The organism is Collinsella aerofaciens, from assembly GCF_902501475.1.
Taxonomy (GTDB): Bacteria; Actinomycetota; Coriobacteriia; order Coriobacteriales; family Coriobacteriaceae; genus Collinsella; species Collinsella aerofaciens_AL.
This window is the reverse complement of the sequence record NZ_CABWIF010000033.1, coordinates 73316-85937: the sequence shown is the minus strand read 5'-3', so window position 1 is coordinate 85937 and position 12622 is coordinate 73316. Positions and strand designations below refer to the sequence as shown.

At 59.6% G+C, this 12622-nt stretch carries 10 protein-coding genes; 7 read left to right on the top strand and 3 right to left on the bottom strand.

Annotation, left to right across the window (positions count from 1 at the left end):
- Positions 1-8: 8 nt before the first annotated feature.
- From GDJ93_RS06830 to GDJ93_RS06820, 3 genes are read left to right on the top strand one after another with little or no spacing between them, the layout of a single operon-like run.
- On the top strand, positions 9-1370 hold the full coding sequence (locus tag GDJ93_RS06830) for a M50 family metallopeptidase (RefSeq protein ID WP_152068227.1): 1362 nt from the start codon (positions 9-11) through the stop codon (positions 1368-1370).
- Between the two features lie 13 nt (positions 1371-1383).
- Entirely contained in the window at positions 1384-2466 is a 1083-nt protein-coding gene (gene ispG, locus GDJ93_RS06825; protein WP_152068226.1) for a flavodoxin-dependent (E)-4-hydroxy-3-methylbut-2-enyl-diphosphate synthase, read from the top strand.
- Positions 2467-4188, top strand: coding sequence for a proline--tRNA ligase (locus GDJ93_RS06820; RefSeq protein WP_226812516.1), 1722 nt, complete (start codon positions 2467-2469; stop codon positions 4186-4188).
- A gap of 179 nt (positions 4189-4367) precedes the next feature.
- Here the strand turns inward: GDJ93_RS06820 and GDJ93_RS06815 are convergent, their stop codons facing one another.
- Positions 4368-5132, bottom strand: a complete 765-nt coding sequence (locus tag GDJ93_RS06815; protein WP_152068225.1) for an aminoglycoside phosphotransferase family protein — start codon at positions 5130-5132, stop codon at positions 4368-4370.
- Between the two features lie 88 nt (positions 5133-5220).
- A complete protein-coding gene (gene adhE, locus GDJ93_RS06810; RefSeq protein ID WP_152068224.1) occupies positions 5221-7869 on the bottom strand; it encodes a bifunctional acetaldehyde-CoA/alcohol dehydrogenase in 2649 nt (882 codons plus the stop codon).
- A 331-nt stretch (positions 7870-8200) separates the two neighbouring features.
- Here adhE and GDJ93_RS06805 point away from each other — a divergent pair, with 331 nt between their 5' ends.
- A complete protein-coding gene (locus GDJ93_RS06805) occupies positions 8201-8977 on the top strand; it encodes a transposase (protein WP_152068223.1) in 777 nt (258 codons plus the stop codon).
- A 186-nt stretch (positions 8978-9163) separates the two neighbouring features.
- On the opposite strand, the gene rpmB is transcribed toward GDJ93_RS06805, so the two are convergent.
- Positions 9164-9352 (bottom strand): 50S ribosomal protein L28, encoded by a 189-nt coding sequence (gene rpmB / locus GDJ93_RS06800; RefSeq protein ID WP_022094725.1) that lies wholly within the window; start codon positions 9350-9352, stop codon positions 9164-9166.
- Positions 9353-9803: 451 nt separating this feature from the next.
- Between rpmB and pyrR the strand changes: the two genes are divergently transcribed.
- Genes pyrR through GDJ93_RS06785 form a run of 3 tightly spaced genes read left to right on the top strand, consistent with a single transcriptional unit; the run spans position 9804 to position 12610 of the window.
- Positions 9804-10388 carry a bifunctional pyr operon transcriptional regulator/uracil phosphoribosyltransferase PyrR gene (gene pyrR, locus GDJ93_RS06795; RefSeq protein WP_117770320.1) on the top strand — a complete coding sequence of 195 codons (585 nt, stop codon included), beginning with the start codon at positions 9804-9806 and terminating at the stop codon, positions 10386-10388.
- A gap of 4 nt (positions 10389-10392) precedes the next feature.
- Positions 10393-11337 carry an aspartate carbamoyltransferase catalytic subunit gene (locus GDJ93_RS06790; protein WP_152068222.1) on the top strand — a complete coding sequence of 315 codons (945 nt, stop codon included), beginning with the start codon at positions 10393-10395 and terminating at the stop codon, positions 11335-11337.
- Positions 11321-12610, top strand: coding sequence for a dihydroorotase (locus GDJ93_RS06785; RefSeq protein ID WP_152068221.1), 1290 nt, complete (start codon positions 11321-11323; stop codon positions 12608-12610). The genes GDJ93_RS06790 and GDJ93_RS06785 overlap by 17 nt, the downstream gene beginning before the upstream one ends.
- Positions 12611-12622: the final 12 nt, after the last annotated feature.

Sequence of the window (12622 nt, the reverse complement as noted above, 5' to 3'; positions counted from 1 at the left end):
TTCGTTTTATGGATACTGTTCTGAGCGTTCTCTCATCGGTCTTTTGGGGCCTACTGATGCTTTCCGTCCTCGTGTTTTTGCACGAGGGCGGCCACTTTTTGGCGGCGCGTGCCTGCGGCGTCCGTGTGACCGAGTTCTTTTTGGGCCTGCCGTGCCGCTTTGACATCCATTACGCGTCGCGTCGCATTGGAACCAAGTTTGGCGTGACCCCGCTGCTGCTGGGTGGCTACGCTGCCATCTGCGGTATGGATCCGACCGACGTCTCGTGCGCCGATCGCGTGCTCGCGGCTATCTATCGTCATGGTCGCGTGACCGTGGCCGACCTTGCCGCCGAGCTCGAGCTATCCGAGGAGGATGTGCTCGAGGCATGCGCCTTGCTCTTGGGTTGGGGCTCTATCGCGCCTTGGTATGAGGAAGGGGAGAAGCCCTCGCCGAGCTACTATCCCACCAAGTATCAGACGCTGCCGCGAGACGCGGCGGGTTACACCACCTTTGACGGCCGCCGTTTCGATCGCGAACATTCAACTGCCGAGGGCGATGTGTGGGAGCTGCCGTGCGGCGAGGCCGAGTTCCTTGCACAAGAGCGTTCGCACACCTATCTTGGCCAGGGCTTTCTCAAACGCGCCTTTATGCTGCTCGCGGGCATTATTGTCAATATCCTGACGGGCTTTTTGCTCCTTATGAGTATCTATTCCATTGCGGGTGTCACTGTGCCGATGGATACCAACGTGATCGGTCAGGTTGACGAGGGGTCTATTGCCGCCAAGGCGGGTTTCGAGGGCGGCGACGCGATCCTTTCGGTTGACGGAGTATCGTGCTCTACTTGGATGGACGTTTACGATGCCATCGGCAAGGCCGCCGGTAAGGACGATATCGCCATCGAGTACGAGCGTGACGGCAAGCAGCATTCGACCACGGTTGCGCTCAAAGAGGACGAGCGCCTAGGTGTGTATGCCTCTACGCAGGTGGTCCGTTTAGACCCCATCACGTCGGCTCGCCTGTCGTTCTCCTATGTCGTGCAGACAGCGCAGGGCGTGATGCGCCTGCTCCAGCCGCAGCATACGATGGAGATTCTCGATCAGTCTTCTTCGATCGTGGGCATTAGCGTTATGTCCTCACAGGCTGCTGCTGCCGGCCCTGCCACGTTCCTTTCGTTTGCCGCCCTCATTTCGTTCTCGCTTGGCTTTATGAACCTGCTTCCCATCCCACCACTCGATGGCGGCAAGCTGGTCATCGAGATCATTCAAAAGATTGCGGGCCGCGAGCTTCCGCTCAAGGTCCAGACGATTGTGAGCTATGTGGGCATCGCGCTCTTCGCACTGCTGTTTGTCTATATGCTTCGTTCCGACATCCTTCGATTTATTCTGTAGGGGAGTGTTTGGATTGTCTTTATCCCATCCTTTGCCGCGCGAGTTGACGCGCCCCGTGCATGTGGGCGGTGTACAGATCGGTGGCGGCGCGCCGGTGGTGGTCCAATCCATGACCTGCACCGATACCGCTGACGCCCAGGCAACGCTTGCGCAAGTGTGCGCGTTGGCGCAGGCTGGCTGCGATATCGTGCGTGTGAGCGTGCCCACCGAGGCCGCGCTTGAGGGTTTCCGCACCATCTGTGCCGAGTCTCCGGTGCCGATCGTCGCCGATATTCACTTTAACCATAAGCTCGCCATCGGCGCCGTCGAGGCTGGTGCCGCCAAGCTTCGCATCAATCCCGGCAATATCGGCGATTGGGCTAAGGTCGATGCCGTCATCGACGCCGCGGGTGCCGCTGGGTGCGCGATTCGTATTGGCGTGAACGCGGGCTCGCTTGAGCAGGATATCGCCGAGCGCGACGACCTCACACAGCCCGAGAAGCTCGTGATGTCGAGCGAGCGCTTTGTGCGGCACTTTGAGGATCGTGGGTTTACCAACATAGTGCTTTCCGCCAAGGCCCATAGCGTGCAGACGACGCTCGATACCTATCGAGCCCTGTCGCGTGAGATTCCCCACGTTCCGCTTCACCTGGGCGTGACGGAGGCGGGGACCAAGCTCCAGGGCACCATCAAGAGCTCTGTAGGCTTGGGTATCTTGCTTTCCGAAGGCATTGGCGACACCATGCGTGTGTCGCTCACAGCCGATCCGGTTGAGGAGCCGCCGGTTGCCTGGGGAATTTTGCAGTCGCTGGGCCTGCGTCGCCGTGGTCCCGAGATTGTCTCGTGCCCCACGTGCGCCCGCTGCCAGGTTAACCTTATTCCCATTGCCGAGGAGGTTACCGAGCGGCTTAAGAACTACTCCGCGCCGCTTTCGATCGCTGTGATGGGATGTGCCGTTAATGGCCCCGGCGAGGCTTCTGATGCCGATCTGGGCGTTGCTTGCGGACGTGGTCAGGCCTTGCTCTTTTCGCATGGCCAGATCATTGGTAAAGTAGCTGAGGACCAAATTGTCGACGCGCTTATGGCCGAGGTCGACAAGCTTATTGAGGAGAAATAAATGACCCGAGCAATGTATATGTCTAAGCTTTATGCGCCGACGCTTAAAGAGGATCCGGCGGACGCTGAGCTCGCCAGCCACCGTCTGCTGCTCCGTGCCGGCATGATCCGCAAGGAGGCCGCCGGTCTATATTCCTACCTGCCGCTTGCTTGGCGCTCGATTCGCAAGATCGAGAACATCGTGCGCGACGAGATGGACGCCGCCGGCGCCCAGGAGCTTATGATGCCTATCATGGTCGATGCCGAGTTGTGGCGTGAGTCCGGCCGCATCGACGCCTATGGCAAGGAGCTTGTGCGCTTTGACGACCGTCACGGTCGCGAGTTCGTCCTGGGCCCCACGCACGAGGAGACCGTCACGGCCCTGGTGCGCAATGAGCTGCGCTCCTACAAGCAGCTACCCGTTAACCTCTACCACATCCAGGATAAGTTCCGCGACGAGTTCCGCCCCCGCTTTGGCCTGATGCGCGGTCGCGAGTTCATCATGAAGGACGCCTACAGCTTCTCCGCCACGCAGGAGAGCCTGCAGGAGGAGTATGACAAGATGAAGCAGGCCTACGCTAACATCTGCGAGCGCTGCTATATCAAGGCCCTGCCCGTTGTTGCCGACTCCGGTGAGATCGGTGGCGATACCTCCGTCGAGTACATGGCTTTGGCCGACGCCGGCGAGGCTTCGCTCGTCTACTGCGACGATTGCGGCTTTGCTGCCGATGACGAGGCGGCAAGTACCAAGGTCGTCGTGACCGAGGGTCCTGGTGACGGTACGCTCACCAAGGTTGAGACTCCGGGCATGGGCACCATTGAGGCAGTTGCTAAGTTCTTTGGGTTCCCCGAGAACGGCACGCGCAAGTCGCTGGCGCTCATCGACGCCGAGGGCAAGCCGGTCGTGGCCATTGTTCCGGGCGATCACGAGCTCAACGATTGCAAGGCCGAGCACGTCTTTGGCAAGGGCTATCGCATGATGACCGACGAGGAGCTTCAGGCGAACGGTCTGCACAAGGGCTTTATCGGACCGGTTAACCTGCCCGATGGCATTCGTCTGGTGTGCGACGAGAGCCTGCGCGATTCCAAGCAGTGGGCCTGCGGTGCCAACGAGGTCGATTATCACTTTACCGGCGCCTGCCCCGAGCGCGACTTTACCGTCGATGAGTGGGCCGATCTGGTCACCGTTGTCGCCGGCGACCCCTGCCCGCACTGCGGCAAGCCGCTCTCCGCTGCCCGCGGCATCGAGGTCTCTCAGGTCTTCCAGCTGGGCACCAAGTATTCCGAGGCCATGGGTGCCACCTTTATGGACGAGGACGGCAAGGAGAAGCCGCTCATCATGGGCTGCTACGGCGTTGGTGTGTCCCGCTCGCTCGCTGCCGTCGTGGAGCAGCACAACGACGAGCACGGTATCGTCTGGCCGGTCTCCGTTGCCCCGTACGAGGTCGCGGTGATTCCGCTCGATCCCAAGAAGGAGGAGTGCGCTACCGTCTGCGAGCAGATCGTTGATGGCCTGTGCGCCGAGGGTATCGAGGTTGTCGTCGACGACCGCGACGAGCGTCCCGGCTTTAAGTTTGCCGACAACGACCTTATGGGCTTCCCGTATCAGGTCGTTCTGGGTAAGCGTGGCCTTAAGAATGGCACCGTTGAGCTCAAGGACCGTGCCACGGGTGAGCGCGAGGATGTGGCGATCGACGAGGTCGTCGCCAAGGTTGCCGAGCTGGTGAAGGCAGCACGCCGTTAATCTACGATTTCGCTTGTAGTTCGATATGCGGGACGGCCTCGCATTTCTCCAGATTGGGGAGATGCGAGGCCGCCCTTTTATCTTGCCGTCGTGCTCAATCGCTAAAAGAAAAACCCCACAGCCCATATGAGCTGCGGGGTTTTCTTTGTGCCTCCGATGCGAAATAAATCGCTCAGATATTACTGATAATCGACGACGTCGATCCAGTTCTTCAGGAACTCATCGTTCACGTTGCGCTTACGAGCGAGCTCGGAAGCGGCGACGATGCTCGTCCACTGACGCACGACCTGCATGGGCATGTCGGCGCGGTCGCAGTAGAGCTCCAGGTAGGCCTCGGCCTGGTCCTTGCTGTTGAGGGCAAAGAGCAGGTAGGTGGTGGCAACGTCGGCAGCAGGGGAGCCCTGGGTAGCGTGTGCCCAGTCGCACACATAGAGCTGGCCGTCGTCGCCGACGATGACGTTGGAGGGGTTGAAGTCGCCGTGGCAGACCTTGAACTCCTTGGTCATGCCGTCCAGACGCTCCTGAAGGTTGTAGCGCGTGGTGGCATTGAGCTGATCAAGGCTGTCGATCATGCGGGCGAACTTGTCGCGCTGACGGTTAAGCAGCGGGGAGGTGTAGCCGTGGATCTCGATCTGGAGGTCGACGAAAATCTCGAGGTACTCACCAAAGCGCTGGGGCTCGGCAGTCATCTTCTCGGCAAGGGTAGTGCCCGGAACCTTCTCGGTCACGAGCGCCCAGCCGTTGGCGTTCTCGAGCTGGGAAACCTCGAGAGCCTTGGGGCTGCGGATGCCGCACTCATTGATGCGGGCAAGATTCAAAGCCTCGTTGAACACGTCGGAGACGGGCTTGGTCTCGTTAAAGACCTTGACGATCTTGTCGCCCAGGTCGTAAACGACCTTGTTGCCACGGCGGACGAGCTCGGTCTTGGAATCGGGTAGCAGCATGGTTGCATCCTTTCAACGATGCGATAGAAGCGACGGCGGGGGTGTGTGAAACACCCGTGCACCCCCGCCGTTAAAAACCGTGCTAAAACTAGCAGACGGCGTAGTCCTGAGGCTCGCGGCCGTAGTAGGCGTCAAGGTAGAGCTCCTTGATCTCGCTCATCAGCGGGTAACGGGGGTTAGCGCCGGTGCACTGGTCGTTGAATGCCTGCTCGGTCATCTCGTCGAGGGTGTCGAGGAAGTACTTCTCGTCAACGCCGTACTCAGCGATGGTGTGCTTGACACCGATGAAGTCGCAGAGCTCGGTGAGCTTGGTGATGAAGTTCTCGAAGACCTCACGGTCGTCCTTGCCGTCGATGCCGCAGTAACGAGCCATCTCGGCGTAGTTGTGCAGCGCGTTGGGGTAAGGATACTGAGAGAAGGTTCCCATCTTGACAGGAGCCTCGGCGGCGTTGTAACGCATGACGCGGGTCAGGATGACTGCGTTTGCGAGGCCGTGGGGCAGATGGTGGAAAGCGCCGAGCTTGTGGGCCATGGAGTGGTTGAGGCCCAGGAAGGCGTTACCGAATGCCATACCGGCCATGCAGGATGCGTTGTGCATCTCCTCGCGAGCGTGCGGATCCTTGGCACCGTTGGTGAAGGAGCTCGGGAGGTTCTCGAAGACGAGCTTTGCGGCGCGCTCGGAGAGGCCCTTGGTGTAATCGGAAGCCATGATGGAGACGTAGGACTCGATGGCGTGGGTCATGACGTCAATACCGGAAGCTGCGGTGAGGCCCTTCGGGGCGGTCATGCAGTTGTCAGCGTCGACGATTGCCATGTTGGGGAGCAGCGCGTAGTCGGCGAGCGGCCACTTGATGCCGGTCTCCTTGTCGGTGATGATGGCGAACGGCGTGCACTCGGAGCCAGTGCCCGAAGAGGTCGGGACGGCGACGAAGTAAGCCTTCTTGCCCATCTCGGGGAAGGTGAAGATACGCTTGCGGATGTCCATGAAGTCCATGGCCATGTCCTCGAAGTTCGCCTCGGGGTGCTCGTACATCATCCACATAATCTTGCCGGCGTCCATTGCGGAACCGCCGCCAACGGCGATGATGACATCCGGCTCGAAGAGCGTCATCTGCTTGGCGCCGCGACGTGCGCACTGCAGGGAGGGATCGGGCTCAACGTCGTAGAAGCAGTCGTGAGCGATGCCCATCTCATCGAGCTTGGCCTCGATGGCACGCGTGTTGCCATTCTTGAAGAGGAACTGGTCGGTAACGATGAAGGCGCGCTTCTTGCCCATTACGGTGCCGAGCTCGTCGAGTGCGACGGGCGTGCAGCCCTTCTTGAAGTAGACCTTCTCGGGTGCGCGGAACCACAGCATGTTCTCGCGGCGCTCTGCCACGGTCTTGACGTTGATCAAGTGCTTCACCCCAACGTTCTCGGAGACGGAGTTGCCACCCCAGGAGCCGCAGCCCAGGGTTAGAGACGGCTTCATGCCGAAGTTGTAGAGGTCACCGATGCCGCCGTGCGAGGACGGGGTGTTGATGACGATGCGGCAGGCCTTCATGACGTGCTGGAACTTAGCGATCTTCTCGCTCTGTGCCGGGTGCACGTAGAGAGAGGCGGTGTGGCCCGGGCCACCTGCGAGGACGAGGTGCTCTGCCTTGTCAACGGCCTCCTGGAAGTCACTGGCGTGATACATAGCGAGGACCGGGGAGAGCTTCTCGTGGGAGAACTCTTCCTTCTCGGGATCGGTGGAGGTGACCTCGGCGATCAGGATCTTGGTCTTGGCGGGAACCTCGATGCCGGCGAGCTCGGCGATCTTGGCGGCAGCCATGCCGGGGATGCGGTGATCGAGAGCGCCGTTCTTGAACATGGCGGCACGCAGGGCCTCCATCTCGGCACCCTGCTTGACGAAGTAGCAGCCGCGCTTCTGGAACTCGGCCTTGACCTGGTCATAGATGGTGTCGATGACGGTCACGGACTGCTCGGAAGCGCAGATCATGCCGTTGTCGAAGGTCTTGGAGTGGATGATGGAGTTGACGGCGAGCTTGATGTCCGCGGTATCGTCGATGATGACCGGGGTGTTGCCGGCGCCGACGCCGAGTGCGGGCTTACCGGAGGAGTAAGCAGCCTTGACCATGCCCGGGCCACCGGTTGCGAGAATGATGTCGACGTCGCGCATGACCATGTTGGTCAGCTCGATGGACGGCTTGTCGACCCAGCCGATGATGCCCTCAGGAGCACCGGCCTTGACAGCTGCGTCGAGAACGAGCTTGGCGGCGGCGATGGTGCACTTGGCGGCTGCCGGGTGCGGGGAGATGATGATGGCGTTACGGGTCTTCAGGCAGATGAGGGTCTTGAAGATGGCCGTGGAGGTCGGGTTGGTGGTCGGGATGACAGCGCCAACGATACCGATCGGCTCGGCGACCTTGGTGATGCCGTAAGCGTCGTCGCGCTCGATGACACCGCAGGTCTTGGTGTTCTTGTAAGCGTTGTAGATGTACTCAGCGGCGTAGTGGTTCTTGATGACCTTGTCCTCGAGAACGCCACGGCCGGTCTCCTCGATGGCGAGCTTGGCCAAAGGAATACGAGCCTTGTTGGCGGCCATAGCAGCCTCGTAGAAGATCTTGTCTACCTGCTCCTGAGTGTACTCAGCGAATTTAGCCTGGGCCTCACGCATAGATTTGAGTTTGGCCTCAAGCGCCTCCACGTTGTCCACGATGGCGGGAGTAGTGTTTTCCGGTGACTTTTTCACCATTTGTGTCTCCTTGCGATCGGAGATTTACCCTACGCCTTGCATGATAGCAAGAAATTATTCGGCGAACGGTAAGATTCCTGTAAAAGGCACACTAAAACGCTTCAATAAACTGAAGCGTTTTAACAACAACTATCTGCCAGTGCATCGCCTCACTTATTGGGGACAGACTTACATGAGTGCTTTCACTCATTTGGGACAGACATCGTTTTGCCATTTTGCCGTTCTGAACCTGTTTTTGCCGATCATTGGATATAAATAGGTCACAGGCTCAGCATTTCGCGTTCCTTCTCTCCTTTTAGGTGTTGCCTGTTCAGTTTTGAAAGGAGAGATTATGCCCCGATGTGCCCGCGCCGTTTCGCTCACCGGCTATTACCACGTCTTTGACCGTGGCAACTCCAAACAGATTATTTTTGAAGATGACTCTGACCGATATCGTTTCTTATCGGACATCTCGGACAGGTTTGCACGCCATAAAGTGGCAGTGTTGGCTTGGTGCCTTATGGACAACCACTTCCATTTGATGGTTGATGACCCATATGACAACCTTTCAAAGGCAATGCAGTGCGCACTGACGGCGTATGCTAAGTATTTCAATGGGAAAACGGGAAGAACGGGCCATCTGTTTGACAATCGCTATTCGCGTGTTGCGGTTGAGTCGGACACACAGGCGGTGCAGCTTCTCGATTATATCCATCTCAATCCTGTGAAAGGTGCGATCGACTCTCTCGAAGCATACCGCTGGTCAAGCTTTAGGGCATACCAGCTGGGCTACGATCCCTTTGACATCTGCGATGCGGCCCCTATGCTCGATATTGTCGGAGGTTCCCGTTGCTATTGCGAGCATATCGAGGAAGTTGCCGGGCGCATCTGGTCAGAGGAGATTCTTCCGCGCCGACGGATCCCCGATGAGGATGCTCTTTCTGTTGCGCGCGAAGTCCTGCCCAGCATAGATCCTGCGCTGCTCAAGGCCTTGCCACGCCCCGAACGCGATGCCTGTCTGCTGAGGCTTAGGCGGGCACATCTCACGGTCAAGCAAATTGCCCGTATCACTGGTATCGGCTCTTCAAGCGTAACCAAGGCCACCACAGGCTGGAAGGAGGCTGCGTGAGGCAGGGGGCGAACCGATGCCGGCACGCGTTATGTCTGTCCCAAATGCGTGAAATCACTCATGTAAGTCTGTCCCCAATGAGTGCAAAAAGGCGCCCTCCGTAGGGGAGGACGCCTTTGGTAAGTTCTATGTGAACGCGAGGTCTTTGACCCGGAGAGTCCGAGGTACTTGTTGGTAAGACCTTATTTAGGAGCGCGCAACCTTGCCGGACTTGAGGCAGGTGGAGCAAACGTTCATCTTGCGACGGTGACCGTCGACGACAACGTAGACGCGCTGGATGTTGGGGCGGAACTTACGGTTGGTGACGCGGTGAGAGTGGCTGATGGAGCGACCGGCAACGGGGTGCTTACCGCAAACTTCGCAAACTTTGGACATAACTGACCCTCCTTGGGCGACAAACGAACATGTCGCGTTAACAAACAAGCCTGAACTATAGCACAGAAGCAGATCCCTGTGCGTAATCTACACAGAGATATTTCTCTTTTGGCGATAGTGCCCACGCCACGGCCCTGGACGTAGATCCGATTTGCGTGCGGCAGAGGGGATTATGCCAGCTCGCAACAAGGTTTTCAAGCTCGTCCCACAAATATATATAGCTTTATGGTGCGTTGGGCTCCGTTTTCGGATTGCTTTGTATTTATGCTCGCAATTAGGCTCGAGGTTGGCTACACTATCACTTGACCATTAAAGGGGTACGAGATACCCACATGGAATTACATAGCTGCCAATGAGCAGCCCTTCCTGTGGGTGTCTGGTCCGCTTTGAGCGGTCGGGCATCTATTTTTTTGACTGTGTCAGCAGTCAAGACATGTGAGGAAGGAGATCGATGGGCACGACTTCCCCCAAGGCGGTCATCATGGACGAGACCGCCGTCAATCGAGCGATGACCCGCATCGCGCACGAGATTCTCGAGCGCAACGAGGGCTGTGAAGACCTCGCTCTGGTCGGCATCGTCACGCGCGGCGACCTTCTGGCAAAGAAGCTCGCTGAGGAGATCAAGGAGATTGAGGGCGTCGAAGTTCCGCTCGGCAGCCTCGACATCAGCTTCTACCGCGATGACTATGCGACCAATTTCGCTCCCGCGATCCACGCCACCAACATTCCCTTTAGCGTCGACGGCAAGCGCGTCGTGCTGGTGGACGACATCCTGTATACGGGCCGTACCATCCGCGCCGCTCTCGACGCCGTCATGGACCTGGGCCGTCCGAGCCGCATTGAGTTGGCAGTCCTCGTTGACCGCGGCCACCGCGAGCTCCCCATCTCGCCGGACTTTGTCGGCAAGAACGTTCCCTCGTCGCATGAGGAGAACGTGCATCTATATATGAAGGAAGTCGACGGCCACACCGCCGTCGAGATCAACGACGTCGCGCCGGGCTCCCACGTGGGTTCTGCGCCGCTGGGAGGTGAGTAGTACCGTGGCGTTCAACCATAAGCACCTGATCGACATTACCGAGTACTCCGAAGAGGACATCAAGCTCATCCTCGAGACCGCCAAGGCGTTCTCCGAGGTCAACGAGCGTGCGATCAAGAAAGTCCCCACGCTCAAGGGCAAGACCATCGTCAACATGTTCAACGAGCCCTCGACGCGCACCCGCAGCTCCTTCGAGCTTGCCGAGAAGCGCCTTTCGGCCGATAGCCTTAACTTTGGCGGCTCCTCGACCTCTACGGTCAAGGGCGAGAGCCTCGTCGACACCGTCGAGACCCTCAACGCCTATAAGATCGACTGCATCGTCGTGCGCGATAAGCACGCCGGTGCTCCCTACATCGTCACGCAGAACTCGCCCGCGAGCGTCATCTGCGCCGGTGACGGCAAGCACAACCACCCCACGCAGGCCCTTCTCGACCTGTACACCATCTGGGAGCATAAGGGTGACTTCCACGGTCTGAAGGTCGCCGTCGTCGGCGATATCTCACACTCCCGTGTCTGCGGCTCGCTGATTCCCGCCCTTAAGATCATGGGCTGCGAGACCTACGCCGTCGCCCCCGGCACGCTGCTGCCGCCGGCGCCCGAGGTTCTGGGCTGCGACCACGTGACGAGCGATCTCGATTCTGTCCTGCCCGAGCTGGACGTCGTCTACATGCTGCGCGTGCAGCAGGAGCGCCTCGAGGGTGCCCCGTTCCCGACCATTCGCGAGTACCACAAGCTCTTCGGCCTGACCAGGGACCGCGAGAAGCTCATGAAGCCCGATGCGATCATCTGCCACCCGGGCCCCATCAACCGCGGCGTCGAGTTCGACTCCTATATGGCCGACCACCCGCAACGCTCCGTCATCCTGGAGCAGGTCTACGCCGGTATCTGCGTGCGTATGGCTATCCTGTATCTGCTGCTTGGAGGTGCCGATAATGGCCTTGCTTCTTAAGAATGCCCACGTCGTCGACCCGTCCGTCGAGCTTGACGGTGTCGTTGACGTCCTGATTGACGGCGACAAGATCGCCGAGGTCGGCGAGAAACTCGCCGTCGAGGGAGCCGAGGTCCGCGACCTTTCCGGCAAGTACCTCGTCCCCGGCCTGGTGGATATGCACGTTCACCTTCGCGAGCCCGGCTACGAGGTCAAAGAGGACATCGAGAGCGGCACCCGCGCGGCTGCCAAGGGCGGCTTTACCGGCGTGTGCTCCATGCCCAACACCGATCCCGTCACCGATAACGGCACCGTCGTGGAGTTCGTCAAGTCCCGTGCTGCCGAGGTCGGTCACTGCCGCGTCTATCCGTCGGGCGCCATGACCCGCGGTCTTAAGGGCGAGGCCATGTCCGAGATGGGCGATATGGTTGCCCACGGCGCCGTCGCCTTCACCGACGACGGTCGCGGCGTGCAGGGCGCGGGCATGCTCCGTCGCTGCATGGACTACGGCAAGATGTTCGGCAAGGTTTTTATGAGCCACTGCCAGGACGAGGACCTGGTCGGCCACGGCCAGATCAACGAGGGCAAGGTTTCGACCCGTCTGGCTCTCGAGGGTTGGCCGGCTGCCGGCGAGGAGCTCCAGATCGCCCGCGACATCGAGATCGCCAAGCTGACTGGTGCCAAGCTGCACATCCAGCACATCTCCACCGCCCATGGCCTGGAGATCGTGCGTGCCGGTAAGGCCGCTGGCGTTCAGGTTACCTGCGAGGCCACCCCGCACCACATGTTCCTGACCGAGAACGACCTGGACGAGACCTACAACACCTCGCTCAAGGTCAACCCGCCGCTGCGTACCGAGGAGGATGCCGAGGCCATCCGTCAGGGCGTCATCGACGGCACCGTCGACGTTATCGTCACCGATCACGCTCCTCACACCCCGTGGGAGAAGGCCCGTGAGTTCGAGCTTGCGCCCTTTGGTATGATCGGCCTCGAGACCTCGCTGTCGCTCGTACTCACCGAGCTGGTCAACACGGGCAAGATGAGCATGGGCCGCATGGTCGAGCTCATGGCCATCAAACCGCGTGAGATCCTGGGCCTCGACCAGGTTCAGGTCAAGGCGGGCTCCGTTGCCGACCTGACCGTGTTCGATCCCGCTGCCACCTGGACGGTCGGCGAGGACGGTTACGAGTCGCGCGCCGAGAACTCCGGTTTTGCCGGCCGTACGCTCACCGGTCGAGCCACCGATGTGTTTGTCGGCGGTAAACAGACGCTTGCCGACGGCTGCATCTGCTAGCATAGCCTTGTC

Bases quoted from the DNA above. Each gene is read 5' to 3' on its own strand.
- GDJ93_RS06820 (WP_226812516.1), top strand. From the start codon at position 2,467: ATGACCCGAGCAATGTATATGTCTAAGCTTTATGCGCCGACGCTTAAA.
- GDJ93_RS06830 (WP_152068227.1), top strand. From the start codon at position 9: ATGGATACTGTTCTGAGCGTTCTCTCATCGGTCTTTTGGGGCCTACTG.
- GDJ93_RS06785 (WP_152068221.1), top strand. From the start codon at position 11,321: ATGGCCTTGCTTCTTAAGAATGCCCACGTCGTCGACCCGTCCGTCGAG.
- GDJ93_RS06805 (WP_152068223.1), top strand. From the start codon at position 8,201: ATGCCCCGATGTGCCCGCGCCGTTTCGCTCACCGGCTATTACCACGTC.
- rpmB (WP_022094725.1), bottom strand. From the start codon at position 9,352: ATGTCCAAAGTTTGCGAAGTTTGCGGTAAGCACCCCGTTGCCGGTCGC.
- pyrR (WP_117770320.1), top strand. From the start codon at position 9,804: ATGGGCACGACTTCCCCCAAGGCGGTCATCATGGACGAGACCGCCGTC.
- GDJ93_RS06815 (WP_152068225.1), bottom strand. From the start codon at position 5,132: ATGCTGCTACCCGATTCCAAGACCGAGCTCGTCCGCCGTGGCAACAAG.
- adhE (WP_152068224.1), bottom strand. From the start codon at position 7,869: ATGGTGAAAAAGTCACCGGAAAACACTACTCCCGCCATCGTGGACAAC.